16 protein-coding genes are annotated in these 16,530 nt (G+C 71.2%); 8 read left to right on the top strand and 8 right to left on the bottom strand.

Annotated features, from left to right (window positions below):
* Positions 1 to 100 precede the first annotated feature (100 nt).
* The gene (locus RM779_RS02240) at positions 101 to 1,414 is read right to left on the bottom strand and encodes a nucleotide disphospho-sugar-binding domain-containing protein (protein ID WP_311615176.1); all 1,314 of its coding nucleotides are present in this window, start codon (positions 1,412 to 1,414) and stop codon (positions 101 to 103) included.
* 150 nt (positions 1,415 to 1,564) lie between these two features.
* Positions 1,565 to 2,068: a metallophosphoesterase family protein gene (locus RM779_RS02245; RefSeq protein ID WP_311615178.1), complete on the bottom strand. Its 504-nt coding sequence runs from the start codon at positions 2,066 to 2,068 to the stop codon at positions 1,565 to 1,567.
* 74 nt (positions 2,069 to 2,142) lie between these two features.
* Here RM779_RS02245 and RM779_RS02250 point away from each other — a divergent pair, with 74 nt between their 5' ends.
* The 3 genes from RM779_RS02250 to RM779_RS02255 are packed head-to-tail and all read left to right on the top strand — an operon-like array spanning position 2,143 to position 3,109.
* Entirely contained in the window at positions 2,143 to 2,376 is a 234-nt protein-coding gene (locus tag RM779_RS02250) for a hypothetical protein (protein ID WP_311615179.1), read from the top strand.
* Positions 2,373 to 2,714 carry an NAD(P)-binding domain-containing protein gene (locus tag RM779_RS33615; RefSeq protein WP_394813199.1) on the top strand — a complete coding sequence of 114 codons (342 nt, stop codon included), beginning with the start codon at positions 2,373 to 2,375 and terminating at the stop codon, positions 2,712 to 2,714. Before RM779_RS02250 ends, RM779_RS33615 begins: the two co-directional genes overlap by 4 nt.
* Complete coding sequence (locus tag RM779_RS02255; protein ID WP_311615180.1) at positions 2,711 to 3,109, top strand: hypothetical protein; 399 nt, start codon at positions 2,711 to 2,713, stop codon at positions 3,107 to 3,109. Before RM779_RS33615 ends, RM779_RS02255 begins: the two co-directional genes overlap by 4 nt.
* Positions 3,110 to 3,181: 72 nt before the next feature.
* Here RM779_RS02255 and RM779_RS02260 read toward each other — a convergent pair whose 3' ends face one another.
* On the bottom strand, positions 3,182 to 3,427 hold the full coding sequence (locus RM779_RS02260; RefSeq protein ID WP_311615182.1) for a type II toxin-antitoxin system RelE family toxin: 246 nt from the start codon (positions 3,425 to 3,427) through the stop codon (positions 3,182 to 3,184).
* An 11-nt stretch (positions 3,428 to 3,438) separates the two neighbouring features.
* The gene (locus tag RM779_RS02265) at positions 3,439 to 3,732 is read right to left on the bottom strand and encodes a hypothetical protein (protein ID WP_311615184.1); all 294 of its coding nucleotides are present in this window, start codon (positions 3,730 to 3,732) and stop codon (positions 3,439 to 3,441) included.
* A gap of 139 nt (positions 3,733 to 3,871) precedes the next feature.
* Here RM779_RS02265 and RM779_RS02270 point away from each other — a divergent pair, with 139 nt between their 5' ends.
* Complete coding sequence (locus tag RM779_RS02270) at positions 3,872 to 4,240, top strand: GNAT family N-acetyltransferase (RefSeq protein ID WP_311615186.1); 369 nt, start codon at positions 3,872 to 3,874, stop codon at positions 4,238 to 4,240.
* Positions 4,241 to 4,296: 56 nt separating this feature from the next.
* Here RM779_RS02270 and RM779_RS02275 read toward each other — a convergent pair whose 3' ends face one another.
* The gene (locus RM779_RS02275) at positions 4,297 to 5,862 is read right to left on the bottom strand and encodes a class I adenylate-forming enzyme family protein (RefSeq protein WP_311615188.1); all 1,566 of its coding nucleotides are present in this window, start codon (positions 5,860 to 5,862) and stop codon (positions 4,297 to 4,299) included.
* Positions 5,863 to 6,139: 277 nt separating this feature from the next.
* On the opposite strand from RM779_RS02275, the gene RM779_RS02280 reads away from it, so the two are divergent.
* From RM779_RS02280 to RM779_RS02295, 4 genes are all read left to right on the top strand, one after another.
* A complete protein-coding gene (locus tag RM779_RS02280; RefSeq protein WP_311615189.1) occupies positions 6,140 to 7,135 on the top strand; it encodes an NADPH:quinone reductase in 996 nt (331 codons plus the stop codon).
* Positions 7,136 to 7,594: 459 nt separating this feature from the next.
* Positions 7,595 to 7,837: a hypothetical protein gene (locus tag RM779_RS02285; RefSeq protein ID WP_311615191.1), complete on the top strand. Its 243-nt coding sequence runs from the start codon at positions 7,595 to 7,597 to the stop codon at positions 7,835 to 7,837.
* Positions 7,838 to 7,933: 96 nt separating this feature from the next.
* On the top strand, positions 7,934 to 9,148 hold the full coding sequence (locus RM779_RS02290) for an IS701 family transposase (protein WP_311615193.1): 1,215 nt from the start codon (positions 7,934 to 7,936) through the stop codon (positions 9,146 to 9,148).
* Positions 9,149 to 10,110: 962 nt separating this feature from the next.
* Positions 10,111 to 12,924 (top strand): helix-turn-helix transcriptional regulator, encoded by a 2,814-nt coding sequence (locus RM779_RS02295; protein ID WP_394813208.1) that lies wholly within the window; start codon positions 10,111 to 10,113, stop codon positions 12,922 to 12,924.
* Positions 12,925 to 13,009: 85 nt separating this feature from the next.
* Here RM779_RS02295 and RM779_RS02300 read toward each other — a convergent pair whose 3' ends face one another.
* The 3 genes from RM779_RS02300 to RM779_RS02310 form a co-directional block, all read right to left on the bottom strand.
* Positions 13,010 to 14,908, bottom strand: a complete 1,899-nt coding sequence (locus RM779_RS02300) for an anthranilate synthase family protein (RefSeq protein ID WP_311615197.1) — start codon at positions 14,906 to 14,908, stop codon at positions 13,010 to 13,012.
* Entirely contained in the window at positions 14,905 to 15,597 is a 693-nt protein-coding gene (locus RM779_RS02305) for an isochorismatase family protein (RefSeq protein WP_311615199.1), read from the bottom strand. The genes RM779_RS02300 and RM779_RS02305 overlap by 4 nt, the downstream gene beginning before the upstream one ends.
* Positions 15,598 to 15,717: 120 nt before the next feature.
* Positions 15,718 to 16,488 (bottom strand): 2,3-dihydro-2,3-dihydroxybenzoate dehydrogenase, encoded by a 771-nt coding sequence (locus RM779_RS02310; RefSeq protein ID WP_311615201.1) that lies wholly within the window; start codon positions 16,486 to 16,488, stop codon positions 15,718 to 15,720.
* Between the last annotated feature and the right edge of the window lie 42 nt (positions 16,489 to 16,530).

Below are 16,530 nucleotides of genomic sequence, written 5' to 3' on the forward strand. Positions count from 1 at the left end.
TCTGACTCACTGGATGGATCGCTCTATTGAAAGGGAGGCTAACACGGGAGCTGGATCGAGCACTCTAATTAGCCATGCGCCGCAGGTAGTTGATTTGGCATCAGTCGACGGCGCGGTGATGCGCCGTCAACCGTTCGAGCACGGGGACCACTTCGGCGGGCCCCGGGGCGCCGAGCAGGTCGCTGCGCAGCGCCGCGGCGCCCGCCCGGAAGGAGGGGTCGGCGAGCAGCCGGGACGTCATCGCGCGGATGTCGGCCACCGACGACTCCTCGTGCCGCAGCAGCAGGCCCGCGCCCGCGCCGGTCAGGTAGTGTCCGCTGACCGGCCCCTCCATGACGTTGTCGCCGTCGATGGCGACGATCTGCGGAACGCCGGCCGCGGCGGCCGCGCACACCGTGCCGTAGCCGCCGTGGTGGATCACCGCGGAGCACGTCGGCAGCAGCTGCGTGAGCGGAATGTAATCGACGGCCCGCACGTTGCCCGGCAGGTGCGCGATGCCGTCGAGCTGCGCCGCGTTGAGCGTCGCGACCACCTCCACGTCCATCGCGCCGAGCGCTTCGAGCAGGTCGGCGATGAGCGGCTTGCTGTCCTTGCCGAAGGCGCGCATCGACGCGCCCAGGGTCAGCGCCACGCGCGGCCGTCCGGACGAGGCGTGCAGCCAGTCGGGCAGCACGCCGGAGCCGGTGTAGGGGACCCAGCTCATCGGCACGACGCGCCCGTCGGTGGGGAGCCGCATGCCGGCCGGCATGGGGTCCACCGTCCACTGGCCGCGCAGCAGTTCGTCGTCGAGTTCGAACCCGTACCGTTCTGCCATCGGCCGCACCGCCTCGACGATCGGGTCCTCGTCCTTCAGCGCGCCGCCCAACTCCCGCTTGCGGCGGGCGAAGCGGTCCATCGACCAGCCGATGTGATCGAGCCCCCACAGGAAGCGGGCCTGCGCGGCGCCCACGACCCTCGCCGCGACGGCACCGACCGGGGTCGTGGGGTCCCACAGCACCAGATCCGGCCGCCAGTCGCGGCAGAACGCCACCAGCGCGTCCAGTACCGGCTGAGGCGCGGCGGGGTCGGCGCCGATCGGCTGGAGATCGTCGACCGCGGGAACGGCGTAGTCCCGGTGGCAGCGCCAGACGTGGAAGCCGACCGGGTCGTCCCGGCCGACGGCCATGGCCTCGGTGATGCGTTCCAGGGTCCGCCGCGACTCCTCGGACGCCGGATTACTCGCGCCGACGGAACGCGGCAGCTCCGCCTCGTCGACGAGCGCCGCCGCGGACAGGCCGACACCCCCGACCGCGTCCGCCAGGGCCGGCCGGGACGCCACGCACACCTCGTGCCCCGCCGCCTGGAGGGCCCAGGCCAGGGGCACGCTCGGGTAGAGGTGTGCCGCCGCCGGCCAGACGGTGAACAAGACTCGCACGGAACTCTCCTAGGGTTTCGCCGGGTGGCACCGCGGCCGACCGCCGCGCAGATCTCGGCGTTCCCATCGCCGCACCGAACCGAGGGAAACCGTAGGGAAACGGGTCAACCGCCCGGTCACAGCGGGGTAATCGGGACCGCCCGGCGCCGTTCAGCCGCGGGGCGGCAGGCGACGCAGCGTCACCTCGCCGAGGCGCCCACCCGAGGCCGTGGCCGTCAGGTAGGTGTGCCACGGCTGACGCCGCCGGTCGGTCGGCGAGCCGGGGTTGAGCAGGCGCAGCCCACCGGCGGCCGTGGTGTCCCACGGGATGTGGCTGTGGCCGAACACCAGCACGTCGAGACCCGGGTACCGCGCCGCGCAGCGCGCCTCCCGGCCGCGCGCCGGTCCGGTCTCGTGCACGACGCCGAACCGCAGCCCGCCCAGTTCGGCAAACGCCTCCCGCGGAAGGCGGGCGCGCAGCGCCGGACCGTCGTTGTTCCCGTACACGCCGATGAGGCGGCGCGAGCGGGCGAGCAGCAGGTCGAGAGTCGCGGTGTCGACCCAGTCCCCAGCGTGGATCACGGCATCGGCGCGCGCCACCTCGGCCAGCAGCTCCGCCGGCAACTGCCGGGCGCGCTTCGGCACGTGGGTGTCCGAAGTCAGCAGCAGGCGCATGCGCACCACGCTACTGGCCCACCCACCACCGACGGCGGCAGCGGCCCGTCGGGTTGTCCTCGCGGTCGCGACGGGTGTGGCTGCACCAGCTGCTTGTGCTGTGGCTGATGGACACGGTGAACGTCCTCAGCACCTACCTCTCCGCCCCCGCTTCACTTCCCCTGCCGCCCCAGGCCGCCAGGCTGGTGCAACGCGCTGTCGAGGTGAGCAACCTTGCCGAGTCGGTGAGCGCCGACCTGGTGACCGGAGCGGAGCCGCACCAGGCGTGGGAGCGGATGATCGACCGGGCCGCGGCGATGGCGTCATGACGCGCCCGGCGCCCCCGTTTCAGGCGGTCGGACTCATCGGAGCCGGGGCGGTAGGGCAAGCTGTTGCCGGCGCGCTGGTCATCTGCGGCCTGTTCTCGGAAGTCCTCGTGGCATCCCGGACGACGGAGCAGACCAGCGCTCTCGTGGCCGATCTGGAAGACATGGGAACGGCCTTCGCTTCCCCGGTCCGCCCCTACGCCGCTCGTCCCGTCACCATGGCGAACTGCCAGGCCGTCGTCGCCCCCGGGCCCGCTTCACCAACACCCAAGCCGCAGACGTCCGGATGGGCGGCGCCCACGCCGGGGAAGCCCTCCACCCCACCCAGGACCAGCGGGTGACCGATGCCCTCCTGGCCGGCCATCGGCAGCCGCTGTGGAACGGCAAGCGGGAGCTGAAAGCACAGATCTTCCCCGACCAGTTCCCCCACTGGTTCGGAGTCGATCTCGCCACCAACGGCCAGGCCGCAGGACTGCTGTTCCCCCAGGTCGCCCCGGACACCACGCCCGCCCCGGCCGAGGTGTGCCGACCCCTGACCGAGCGCGACTTCATGACCGGAGCAACGGAAGACCGCTACCCCGACGTCTTCGAACTCGCGGCCGGAGTGGACGGCGGCGGGCGGGAGGAGAGCCGCCAGGCCGTCACCGCGCTGCTCACCCGGCTTCCCCAGCACACCATCGTCCTCGGACATGACCTCGGCGCGAACGGCGACTTTCTGGCAACGCTGCTTTCCTGAAAAGCCCCTACACCAACCGTCCCGGGCCCGACGCCCCGCACAGGGCGACGGGCCCGGGACGGGGAACGCACGTCAGGGGGTTCGGCCTCTGCCTACATGATCGACGCTGATGACCAGCGGCTTACTGCTCACGATCGTGTAGAGCACTCGGTAGAAGCAGATGCGCATGCGGAACTGGTCACCTCCGTAGGAGTGTGCACCCGAGGGGCGCGGGTTCCTGAGCAGAAGGTTGATGCTGTCCAGAACCTGGTCGACGCCTTCCGGGTCGGCTTTGCGTAACCGAGTCAGCGAGCGTTCCGCCTCCGGGGTGTACTGCACACGTCCCCGGCTCATTCGCCACGCCTCAGCTTGGCCACCAACTCCTCGTGTGAGATCGGCTCCTTGCCATCCCGCCGGTCAATCTCATTGCGGGCGATGGCGAGATCGTCTTCGAGGTCTTCGAGCTTGGCCACGCTCATGACGACGGCGACGATCTTCCCGTTCTCGTCGGTCAGCGCGATCTCTTCCCGGGAATCGGCCACCCTGCGGGCGAGCACCCGCAACTGCCCGTCGGCCGCGGAAATGGGGATGGCGTCCCAGGGGCCCAGCTTGTGCAGCCCTTCGAGCGGAGCGTAGTCATCCATGCACTCAATGGTAGCGAAGGGGAAGGGGGTTCGACCGAACCGGGCGGAGCCTAGGATGGCCGGCGTGCGGCTGGAGTTCGCTGATATAGCGCCGGGGGATGACCGGCTTGAGCGGGATGTGGCGCCTTTGATCCGGGTCTTGCGGCCGGGGCTGACTGCCGAGGCGTTCTCCGCGTTCGCCGGGGAGGCGCACCGGCAGGGGCTCGTGTTCACCGCGGCCTATGACCGGGAGGGCCGCTGTCCCGGGGTGGCCTCGCACCGGGTGCTGGCGACCAGCCGGGGCAGGCTGCTGTTCGTGGACGATCTGGTGACGGAGCGGGAGCGCCGTTCCCGCGGAGTCGGGCGGCTGCTGATGGACGAGCTGGCGGCCCGGGCCGCGCGGGCCGGGTGCGTCAGGGTCGAGCTGGACTCGGGCACCGCGAACCACGGGGCGCACCGCTTCTACCACGCGTGGCGCATGTCGATATCCGCGCTGCACTTCGCGCGCGAGGTGCCGGGGGAACGCTGACGTGCTGCGGGCCCGGCCACCGCGAGGTGGCCGGGCCCGCCGGCCGCCGGGAAGGGTCAGGCGGCACGTTCGGCGAGAATCCTGGCCAGTTCGAGGCGCTTGATCTTCGTGGTGGCGGTCTGCGGCAGGTCCTCGTGCTTCCACTGCACCGGCTCGGCCATCTTCGGCAGGCCCGCGACCGCGGAGCGCCAGGCGGCCAGGTCCAGCGGCTCGTCGTCCCGGGTGCAGACGATGGGCGTGGCCACGTTGTTCTCGTCCGGCACGATGACGACCTCGACGAGGTTGTCCAGCTTGCCGAACAGCTGGTCCTCCACGGCCAGGGTGCTGCCGAAGTCCTCGATGAGGTCGACCTCGCGGTCCAGCAGGTGCACGCAGCCCCACTTCGTGCGGTACCCGACGTCGCCCATCCGCCACCAGCCGTCGGTGACCTGCGCGTCGTAGCGTTCCTGCTCGCCGAGGTAGGTGACGATCCGGCCGTCGCTGCGGACCTCGATGTACCCGGGGTGCTGCTCGGACGGCGGCTTCCCGTTGCGGCTGACGACCCTGACCTCGGTCATGCCGGGGATGGCCATGCCGACGCAGCGGCCGTCCGCTTCGAGCGCGCGCCGCTTGGAGAACGCGCGGGCCACCGCGGGGCCCACCTCGCTCTGCCCGTACAGCTGCGCGAACAGCGGCGCGCGGCGGCGCGTCGCGTGCAGCAGCCGGTGCACGGTGCGCGGGTGGATGGCGTCGAACGTGCTGCTGAACAGCTTCACGTTGCGCAGCGGGCCGCGCGGGTCGTCGGCCAGCTCCTCCCATTGCATGAACGAGTTGGGGTGCGCCTCCAGGATGCCGGGCCGCAGCTGCGCGAACAGGTCGGCGACGTGTTTCGCCTCCGACTCGACCAGCATCACGATCGGGAAGCCGCGGAAGAGGGAGATGGCCAGCGCGGTGAAGATCCGGGAGTGCACGAACGACACGTGCATGGCGATCGTTTCGCGCCCGCGGACGATCGGCGAGAGCGCGGACACCTGTGGCCGGTAGCGCGCCTGGAGAGTGCGGCCGGTGTGGACGGCCAGCTTCGGCGTGCCGGTGGTGCCGGAGGTGTGGGTGATCAGCGTGGGGTGTTCTGGCGGCATCGTCAGGCCCTCGACGCGCTCGGCACCGGCCAGCGCGTGCAGGTCCGTGGCGTCCGCGTGGCTGCCGGAGGTCAGCAGCACCCGCTCGCTCAGCTCGAAGATGCTTTCCGGCAGTTCCTGTTCGATCTTGGCCTGGTCGGTGACCAGGTGCGGCCGGTCCGTCCGGCGCACCAGTTCGGCGACGGTCTCCCCGTCGAGCTTCGGCGACAGCAGCACCGGCACCGCGCCGACCCGCGCGACGGCGCACGCGAGCAGCACGATGTCGAAGGCGTTCGACTTGTAGATGACGACTCGTTCGCCCGGCCTGACCTTCGCGGCCCACAGCCGCGACGCCATATCGGCGACGGTCTCGGCTATTTCGGCTACGGTGGCGCGGCGCCCGAGCTGCGGCGCAATGTCGAGGTCGTGGTCCAGGATGATGATGTTGGAAGGATGACGTGCCGCTGCGCGCTCGAACAGTGACCCCAGCCGGAAACCACGGTTTGCTATGCGTTGCAGAATCATGCTTTCACGCTCTCACCAATAGATTTCGGGGCGTACGTCGGCAACACCTGTACGGAGCGGCTCCACGACACAAAGGGAGGAAGAGATGCGAAATGAGAACACGCGCCGGGCAGCTCGACCTATACGGCCCCACAGCCTGGCAGCGCCCGTTCCCGCCCTTCAAGGCGCGGCCGGTAAATTCGTCAAGTCGCCGCGGGTGGCCGGCCGCGGGCGGCGGGAGTTGACAGACAATGCGCGGCTCCCGCGGACGGGCGGGCGGATGCGCGACGATGGCGTCATGCACGCAGCCTTCATCGAGCAGCTCGGCTCCCCGGACGTCATCCGCTACGGCGAGCTGCCCGCGCCGCGGCCCGGGCCCTCGGACGTGCTCGTGGACGTGGCGGCGACGACGGTCAACCCGGTGGACACGTTCGTGCGGTCGGGTGTGTTCCGCACCCCGCTCGACTTCCCGTTCGTCATCAGCCGTGACCTCGTGGGCACGGTCGCGGAGACCGGCGGCGACGTGCGGGGCTTCGCGCCGGGGCAGCGCGTGTGGTGCAACAGCCTCGGCCACGGCGGGCGGCAGGGCGCGGCGGCCGAGCGGGCCGTGGTGCCCGCGGACCGGCTGTACCCGCTGCCCGACGGCGTGGACCCGCGTACCGCGGTCGCCGTCGTGCACCCGGCCGCGACGGCCTACCTGGGGCTGTTCACGCACGGCCGGCTGCGGGCCGGTGAGACCGTCGTCGTGGCGGGCGGCGCGGGCAACGTCGGGGGCGCGCTGGTCGCCCTGGCCGCCTGGGCCGGGGCCCGCGTCATCGCGACGGCCAGGCCCGCCGACTTCGAGCACTGCCGCGCCCTCGGCGCGGCCGAGGTCGTGGACTACCGGGCGGAGGACCAGTGGGAACGCATCCGCGCCGCCGCCCCGGACGGCGTCGACGTGTACACCGACACCTCGGGCCGCAACGATCTGGAGCGGGCGGTCGGGACGCTGGCCGTGCGCGGGCGCATCGTCGTGCTGGCCGGGTCGGCGTCGCGGCCCACGCTGCCGGCGGGCGAGCTGTACATGAAGGACGGCTCCGTCATCGGCTTCGTCATCTCCCGCGCCCGCGTGGCGGAGCTGGCCGAGGCCGCGGATGTCATCAACACCCTGCTCGCCGGGGGCCTGCTGCGCCCGCGGGCCACGGAGGTCCTGCCGCTCGCCGCCGCGGGCGAGGTGCACCGCCGCATGGAGCGCGGCGAGCTGAACGCGCGGCGCGTCGTTCTCCAGCCGGCGGGCGCCGCTCCCGCTCGCTAGGGGTGCGAATAAGGGTTGGCACCCGCGGCCCGCGTGGCTAACGTCTAGGCCCTGTCCTGCCGATCTTGCCGGGCCCGCGACGCCAGCTACGGCACCTCGCTGCGTTGTCGCATCGCGCGAGTACGGCCAAGTACGAGCTGCGATCCTCCGCCTTGCGATGCACCGCATCTGACGCCGCGGGCTGCTCCGACAAGATCGACAGGACAGGACCTAGTCTCCCCGGACGGTTATGCGGAATTCTGCCCGCCCTTGCCGTGAACGCCTCGCGCATGGTTCGCCGACCGGCCGGAAGGGCCGCGACGTGCGGCTTTGCCTCCGTTTCCCGCCGCCGCCCGGCGCGTTATCCCGCCGGGTGCCGCCGTGCGGCGGGACCGGCGCGTAGGGGACGGCTAGGGGCTGACGGCGGGGGCTGCCGCAAGTAATCTCGCTCTCGCCAATTGACCGGGGAAACCTCACTGCGTGCATGCCGAATACCGGCACGACTGCGTCACGTCGCGAAAAAGCCGAACCGTCTTTCGGGGGACAATTCTGCCTGCTCGGAAACGAGTGGCGTTGCGGCAATGCGGCGGTACGACTGCGCGCGTGCGGCAATGCCTTGACGTTTCGGAGTTGCTTCAGATGATGACCGAGTCAGGTAACGACACGCACGCGACGCCGGCCGACACGTCGGACGCGGCGATCGCCGTGGTCGCGGCACGCTGACCGCCCACCACGCGCCCCTCGGAACGATGTCCGCCCGAGCAGCCGATCCGAAGCAAACGCCGAGCGATCACGGACACTCGGTGGAGATGGGGGAACATGATCGTGGAAGCCGATGTCGGACTGACGCGTAACGCGCCCGGCGAGTTCGCGGCATGGAGCGTCGAGTGCAGTAGCGAGGCGCTGCGCGACCTCTGCCACGTGCTGTTCGCTTCCCTTCAACGCAGCGACCAGCGGCGGCGTGGCATGGACTACATCCGCGGATTGGTCCACGTGGAGGGGCGCAAATCGATCCGCAACATCGCCTCCCTGCTCGGCGGCGGACAGGCGGTTGAGCAGAGCCTCCACCACTTCGTGTGCGATTCCACGTGGCAGTGGGACCCGATACGCGAGGCGCTGGCACGATACATGACCGCTGCGGCGCCACCGCTCGCCTGGGTGGTGCACCCACTGGTCATCCCGAAATCGGGGGACAGCTCGGTCGGGGTGGAACGCCGCGCCTCGCCAACCTCCTACACACAGCGGGCAGTCGGCGTGTGGCTGGCGTCGGAGCACATGGCGTGCCCGGTCAACTGGCGGCTCCTGTTGTCCCGCTCGTGGGTGGAGGACCCGCTGCGCCGCGAGCAGGCGTGTATTCCGGAGCGGACGCATCCCGAGACGCTGGGGACGTGCGCGGTGGAGGCAAGCCTGCGGGTGGCGCGCGGCTGGCGGCTGCCGGCCCGGCCCTTGCTCGTGGACGCCAGGGAGATGGACGCGCCGGCCGTACTCGGGGGGTTGCGGAAGGCGGGACTGCCCCAGTTGCTGCGGGTGGACGGGCGGCTGCGGCTCACGGTCGCCGACGAGGCACTGCGCGCACACAACGGCGGGCAGTTGTCGGCCGAGGAGATCATGCGTGTCGCGGCCCGCATGCGACGGCCGTGTCTGTGGCGCGCGCCGGACGCCTCGCCTGGCGTGCGGAGGGGCACGCTGGCCGCGGTCCGGGTGCGGGTGCCTACGCCCGCGGCCGGGGCGGCGGGCGGGCCGCAGGGCGGGGAGTTGCTGCTGCTCGGCGTGGCAGAAGCCGGTCAGCAGTGGCCGGCCGAGCTGTGGCTGACGGACGCGGTATCGGTGCCCCCGGCCGCTCTGGTGCAGCTTTCGCGGCTGATGCAGCGCGTCGGCCGGGATTTCGCCGAGATCGGCGACCGGGTCGGCATCCGTGACTTCGTGGGCCGTTCGTTCACCGGCTGGCACCGGCACATCACGCTCGCCTCGGCCGCTCATGCGGTGGCCGCCCTGTCCCGGCCGACCGCGAGGCACTTCGAACGAGCTTCGTGAGCCGATGTCTTTCCCGTCTGTTTCCCTGGGCGAGGTTCTCCGGCAGCCCGGGAATACTCGAACGTATTCCCGCGGCTTCCCGATGGGCTTCCGGCGGCTCGACCGTCGTCCGCCGCACCTGTTACCGGAGGGTCGAATTCCGCGGAGCGGCACGAACGGGCACCACACGGCCGCCTGCCACGATGGCTCGCTCCGGACCCGACGGGAAATGCAAGAGCGCCCCTCAAACCTTCTCGGAAGCAAACATCTGGTTACCGAATCGGCCCGCGGCCCGGCCGCACGGCTGCGCGTCGACAACGTTCGTTAGTGTTTGTCCGCACACTGTGTCAACCCCCTAGGCGCCCGTAAATCGTCACGTCGTGCCGACACATCATTGGGGTAACGGGCGCGTTGAACATATGCCACACTCATTGGGCAGTGATCTCCAGCACGGGGCCAACGCGGGAGCATCGAACCGCTACAAACCCGGCGAGAGTTCGCGCGGCGCATAACTATACACGCGCCCGCGTACCATCCGCGCCGGATCGTCCCGGTGCGGGCTTTTCCGTGCCCTGACCACGCACGGCGACCGCACCGGCCGCGTGGCTTCGCGTTGGGACACACGGGGACAATCACGACTGCCGCCTTGACCGGGCGGTCTCGTGCAGTGCCCCCGCGACAGTCCGACGTTCAGGGGGAACGGGGATGCATCAACAACACCGTGGCGGCGACTCAGGCCACCCGCACGACGCGGATCGCCATCAGAGATGCGCCCGGGGACACGGGTATCGCGCCGATCCGCGCGCAGCAGCAGGGGGATACGGCAATCGTAAACTGCCGCCGATCCCCCCGGCGCCCCTGTCACCGCTCCCCGCAGGTCGATAGTCCACATGCTTTCCCCACGCCTCACGCAGGACAGCTTTGCGTCGCAATATCCCAATTGCCCGACTGTTGCACACGAGGAGGCTCATCGAGTGGTGTTGGTGCAGCGCGAAGAACAATTCATGCAGATCCGGATGGCATTTGACGACTGCCGCGGGAAACGACGAGGTCACGCCGTCCTCATCTCAGGCGCCGTCGGCAGCGGTAAGACCTCGCTGCTCGAATCGCTCAACGAGTACTTCACCGAGGAGGGCGGTCGCGTACTGCGCGCCGTTGGTTCACAGTCCGAACGGGATATTCCGCTTGGCATCATCGGACAGCTGCTGCACGGCGCACCGTTCCCGGACAAGACACGACGCCTCGTGGAAGGACTGCTTCCCGAGCACGCGCCGGCGGCTCCTGCCGTCGGGGGGCAAGCGGCCGGGCCGGGGCCGCCGCTGGAAGGCCGTCATCAAGCCGCGGTGCTGCACCAGTTGTTCACGTCCCTCAGCGAGATGGCGCAGAGCGGGCCGCTCGTTCTTGCCCTTGACGACGTCCAGCACGCCGACTCCGCTTCGCTCCACTGTCTCCTCTACGTCATCCGCCGGCTGCGGCACGCGCCGATGATGGTGCTGATGACCGAGGCGCCCATGCTGCGGCTGCCGCACCCGCACTTCCGTGCGGAGCTGCTCAGCCAGCCGCACTTCTCGCGCATCGCCCTCCAGCCGCTGACCCGCGATTCGCTGACGCGGCTCGTCGGCCGCAGCCTCGACCCGTCCGTGGCGCGGAAGATGGCGGAGCGGGCGCGGGCCATCACCGGCGGCAGCCCGCTGCTCGCCCAGGCGCTGATGGACGACCCGCTGGCCCAGCTGACGGAGCCGGAGTACGCGACGCCGCCGGGGGGCGGCGGACCGTTCGACCAGGCGGTGCTCGGCTGTCTCTACCGGCACGAGCCCGAGGTGCGGCAGGTCGCGCAGGCCCTGGCCGTCCTGGGGCGCAAGACGTCCGTCGACATCCTGGACCAGGTGCTCGACATCACCCACGAGTCCGCGGTGCGCGCCGTGCACATCCTGCGGATATCGGGTCTGGTGGAGGGCAACGAGCTGCGGCACCCGCGGATCACCCGCTCGGTGCTCGGGGACCTGTCCGCCGAGAGCCGCCGCTCGCTCCACTCGCGGGCGGCCGAGGCACTGCACAACCACGGGGCCGAGCCGACGGTCGTCGCCGACCACCTGGTGGCGGCCGACTGGACGGAGGACGCCTGGGCGGTGCCGGTGCTCCAGGAGGCCGCGGCGCACGCGCTGTCGCTGGGACGGCCGGAGTTCGCCGGGGCCTGCCTGCGGCAGGCGTGGCGGGCGGAGACCGACGAGTCGCAGCGGGCCGACATCAAGGCGCTGCTGGTCAAGGCGCGCTGGCAGGTCAACCCGCTGTCGGCGGAGGCCCACCTGCCGGACCTGCTGGACACGATCAGGCAGCGGGGCGCCTCGGTGCCGGGCGTGGTCGCGGCGGTGCCCTCGCTGCTGTGGCAGGGCAGGTCGGGAGAGGCCGGCCACCTGCTGGCGCAGTTCGAGCTCGACGACGAACGGGACACGGCCGCCGCGGCCGAGCTGCGCGTCATGCACATGCTGGTGTCGCTGTGCCGTCCCGAGTCCCTGACCGACGCGCACTCCACGAGCGACGCGTACGGCGGCCCCGCGCGCAATCCGGTGGTGAGCCCGCATCTGGAGGCGCTGACCGTTCTCCACAAGGCGCTCTTCCCCACCCCGGACTACGACGTGGTGGCCCGCGCGGAACAGATCATCCGGCGGCACAACAGCGAGGTCGGGGCGCCAGGACTGCTGGCGGGCCCGCTGCTGGGGATGCTGTACGTGGGACGTTCCGACCGGGTCGCGGCCTGGACGGACACGCTGCTGCACCACTCCACAGTGCGGCACGCCCCGATCTGGCAGGCGATCCTCGAAGGCATCAGAGCCGAGGCGCTGCTGCGCCTTGGCGACCTGCGCGGCAGCGAGCAGCACGCGCGATCGGCGCTGGAGTCGATCACCCCGCAGGCGTGGGGCGTCGCGGTGGCCGGGCCGCTCGGCACGCTCATCACGTGCGCGACCGAGGCGGGGCGGCACCACGAGGCGGACACCTGGCTGGCGTATCCGACGCCGGCGAGCATGTTCCAGACGCCGCTGGGTCTGCACTACCTGGTCGCCCGCGGCCGCTACCACCTGGCGGCCGGCCGGCCGCACGCGGCGCGCGACGATCTCCAGCAGTGCGCGGAGCTGATGGAGAAGTGGCGTCTCGACCTGGCGGGGCTGGTGGCCTGGCGGCTCGAACTGGCGCAGGTGCACCTCGCGCTCGACAACAGGGCGGAGGCGGCGCGGCTGCTGCACGAGGAGACCTCGGGCGAACGGCGCGTCGATGACCGCACCCGCGGCAGGGCGTTGCGATTAATGGCCAGGACGGCGGTGTCCGACCGCAAGAAGAGGCTCCTCTCCGAGGCCGTCGACGTGTTGCAGGCGTCGGGTGACAAGGTTGAGCTGGCCCGTGCGCTGAGCGACCTCGGGCACGCGCTGCACCGTTCGGGGGATTCGGGGCGCCCGCACATGCTGATCCGCCGCGCCTACCAGCTGGCGCTGGAGTCGGGGGCGGAATCGCTGACGGACCGGCTGATGCGCAGCGGCTCGGCGGAGGGGCTGGTGGTGCAGCAGGAGGTGCCGCAGGGCGGGCACGGGCTGAGCGAGGCCGAGTTGAGGGTGGCGTCCCTCGCGACCCTCGGCGACACCAACCGGCAGATATCGAACAAGCTGTTCATCACCGTGAGCACCGTGGAGCAGCACCTGACACGGGTGTACCGCAAGCTCGGGGTGAAGCGCCGGGTCGACCTCCCGGCCGAGCTCGTCGCATATGCCGAAGAGACGCGCGACGCGTCGTCGGAAGCGGTGTGACGGCGGAGAGTCCGCTCGCTTTCCGTCGGTCCCCCGGTGTCGCAGCCGGGCCGGGCGGCCCAACAGGCCGCCCGGCCCGGCTCGCTCATGTCCGCAGCAGCTCCGCCACGACCCCGCCGAGTATGTCCTCGCCGCCGCGGGTCAGCACCGACTCGGCGTGGAACTGGAGCGACGCGAAGTGCGGCCCGCGCAGCGCGTGCACCTCGCCCGTCTGCCGGTCGCGACTGACCTCCACCACACCCGTTCCGGCGCATTCGACCTTGTCCTCCCGGCTGTGGGCGGCGAACGTGTTGTAGAAGCCGACGTGCCGCGCGGCGCCGAAGAAGTCGATCTCGTGCTGCGTGCCCTGGTTGGGCACGGCACGGCGCCGCACGTCGAAGCCGAGCCGCAGGCTGAGGACCTGGTGGCTGAGGCAGACCGCGAGGAACGGGCGGCGTTCGCGCAGCAGCCGCGCCGTCGTCGCGTGCAGGTGCGCGATCTTGCCGTTGCCGGTGTCGAGCGGATCGCCTGGCCCAGGCCCCATCACCACGAGGTCCTGCCCGTCGAACGAGTAGGGCTCGTCGAAGCGGCGCACCGAGACGGACAGGCCGAGCGAGCGCAGCTGCTGTCCGAGCATCGAGGTGAAGTTGTCCTCCGCGTCGACGACGAGCACGCGGCGGCCGGCCAGTGCCGGGTCGGTCCGCGTCCGTTCGGTGTCGGGGCGCAGCCAGAAGTCCGCGATGGTCCCGTTGCGCCGCTCCATCGCGGCCCGCACGTCGGGGTGTTCGGCGAATCCGCCCTCGGCGCCGGTCAGTGCCCCGATCAGCGCGGATGCCTTCGCCCTGGTCTCGGCGACCTCGCCCGCCGGGTCGGAGTGGCGCACGAGGGTGGCACCGGTGGCGATGCGCGCGGTGCCGGAGCTGTCGATGTCGGCGGTGCGGATGAGGATGGAGGAGTCCAGCGTCTGCTCGCCGTACCGGTCGCGGCCGATGAGGGCGACGACGCCGCTGTAGTAGCCGCGGCCCTCCCGTTCGAAGGCGCTGATGACGCGGGCGGCGCTCTCCAGCGGGCTGCCGGTGACGGTGGGCGCGAACATCGTCTCGCGCAGGATCTCGCGGACGTCGCGGCTGGTCGTGCCCTGGATGAAGTACTCGGTGTGGGCCAGCTGCGCCATCTCCCGCAGGTGCGGCCCGGTGACCCAGCCGCCGCGTTCGCAGATGCGGGCCATCATCTTGAGTTCTTCGTCGAGGACCATGTAAAGCTCCTCCGTCTCCTTCCTGTTGGAGATGAAGTCCATGACGTCCGGCAGGTTGGGCCCGGCGGGCGGGTAGCGGTAGGTGCCGCTGATGGGGTTCATCACGGCGGTGCTCTCCCGCAGCGTGATGTGCCGTTCCGGGGTGGCGCCGACGAACGTGCGCTCGCCGGTGTGCACCAGGAACGTCCAGTAGGCGCCGGACTCGCGGCGCAGCAGGCGGCGCAGTACGACGAGCGCGCTGTGCACCGAGTAGTCGGTGATGTCGGCGACGAACGAACGCTTGATCACGAAGTTGGCGCCGGTGCCCTCGCCGATCTCCGTGTCGATGATGCGCCGCACGATGCCCGCGTAGGTGTCGTCGTCGATGTCGAAGTGGCCGCCGGTGATGCGCACCGCCACGTCGGGGATCGCCGCCATGACGTCGGCGACCGGCACGGTGGCGTGCTCCGCCACGGTCATCGCCAGCAGCGGCGCGCCGTCGTCGACGCAGGCGAAGCCGCGTTCGGCGATCTGCCGGTAGGGGATCAGCGCGAGCACTTCCTGCCGCGGGCCGCCGACGGTGGAAGGGGCCGAGGACACCGGCAGGTCGGCCAGCGCCTCGTAGGTGCCGACCTCGCCGACGAGGACGTCCAGCGCGTCGGGCCCGGTTTCGGCGGGCCGGTGCAGCAGCGCGAACGGGGGCGGTTCGGCGGCCAGGACGCGGCCGAGCAGCCCGGCCGCGGCCCCGGCGGCGCCGTCCGCGCCTGTCATGCGGCACCGCCGGAACGGGCGGGTCCGCCGGCGGTCACCGGGCGGCGGCCCGGGCGCCCGAGCGCGGCACGGACGTCGGCGCCGGTGAGGACGACGGCGCATCGTTCGGCGGCGTACTGGAGGGCCGAGTGGTGGTAGGCGGCGGAGAAGTCCGCGGTCGCGTCGGCGACGAGGAACGGCTGGATACCGTGGCTGAACGCGTCCACCGCCGTCATCAGCACCCCGACGTGCGCGTACACGCCGCAGATGATGAGCTGGTCGCGGCCCTGCTCCCGCAGCCACTCCAGCAGGCCGGACTGGTGGAACGCGCTGTAGCGCCACTTGGTGAAGACGCGGTCGCCGAGCGCGGGCGACAGGCTGTCGTCGATCTGCCGGTGCTCGGGCTCGGGCGACATGCCAGGACCCCAGAAGTCCGCGAGGAGGCCGCGCTGTTCCGGCGTCATGCCGCCGGGCTGCGCGGTGTAGGCGACCGGCAGGTCCAGCGCGGCACAGTGGTCGCGCAGCCGCGCCACGTTGGTGATCAGGTCGCCGCGCAGGGTGTCGGCGGGCAGCGGCGCGAGAAAGAACCGCTGCATGTCGTGCACGAGGAGCGCGGCGCGCTCCGCGTCGGGCGCCCAGCGCGCGGTGTTGGCGGGCAGTTCCTCCCGGGTCGGGAGGGAGTACGGTTCGATAGGCGGTATGCCTGACATGGCAGTTCCTCTTCTGGTGTCCTGGAGTCCTGGAGTCCTGGACGAATTCGACGTGACGCTGGGCCAGCACCGAAGAACGTCACCGAACGTCACCGGCAGGGACCGCGCGGTCCTGGGTGTTCAGACGCCGAGGGTGGCCCCGCCGTCGACCGTGAGCGCGTGCATGGTGATGTGGGCGGCTTCTTCGGAGAGCAGGAAGACGACCGCGTCGGCCACGTCCTGCGGGGTGGCCAGCTTGCCGAGCGGAATGCCCACCTTGTACGCCGCCAGGTCCCCCCGGATGGTGGCTTCCCGGCCGCTGTCGTCGTGCCACATGGAGTTGAGCATCGGCGTGTCGGTGGAGCCGGGCGCCACCAGGTTGCAGCGGATGCCGTACTCGGCGACCTCAAGTCCGAGGCACTTGGTGAACATGGAGGCCGCCGCCTTGGAGGCGGCGTAGGCGGCCATGTGCTTCCTTGGGGTGCCGGCCGCGTTGGAGGCCACGGTGACGACCGCGCCGGAGCGGCGCGGCACCATCCGGTTGACGACGGCCTGGGACATGTGGAAGACGCCGGTGGCGTTCACGGCGAGGGTGTCGGCCCAGTCCGTGTCGGACACGCGCCTGGCCTCGGCGAGGCGGAGGATGCCCGCCGCGTTGACCAGGTAGTCCACGGGGCCGAGCCGCGCCTCCACGGCGGCGACCGTGGTGTCGGCCTCGTCGCGGCGGGTCACGTCGGCGGTGAAGCCCTCTACGCGCAGCCCCTCGGTGGCCAGCGTCTCGATCCGTTCCTTCAGCGCGACGCCGTCGGCGTCCACGGCCGCGGGCACACCGCCGCGTTCCGCTATCGCACGGACCACCGCGGCGCCGATGCCCCCGGCCGCACCGGTCACGAGCGCGACCTTTCCATTCATCGGGCGAACCTCCATCGTGCGGACCTCCGTTGGCTGTGCGGC

Source organism: Streptomyces johnsoniae (genome assembly GCF_031845565.1).
GTDB lineage: Bacteria > Actinomycetota > Actinomycetes > Streptomycetales > Streptomycetaceae > Streptomyces > Streptomyces johnsoniae.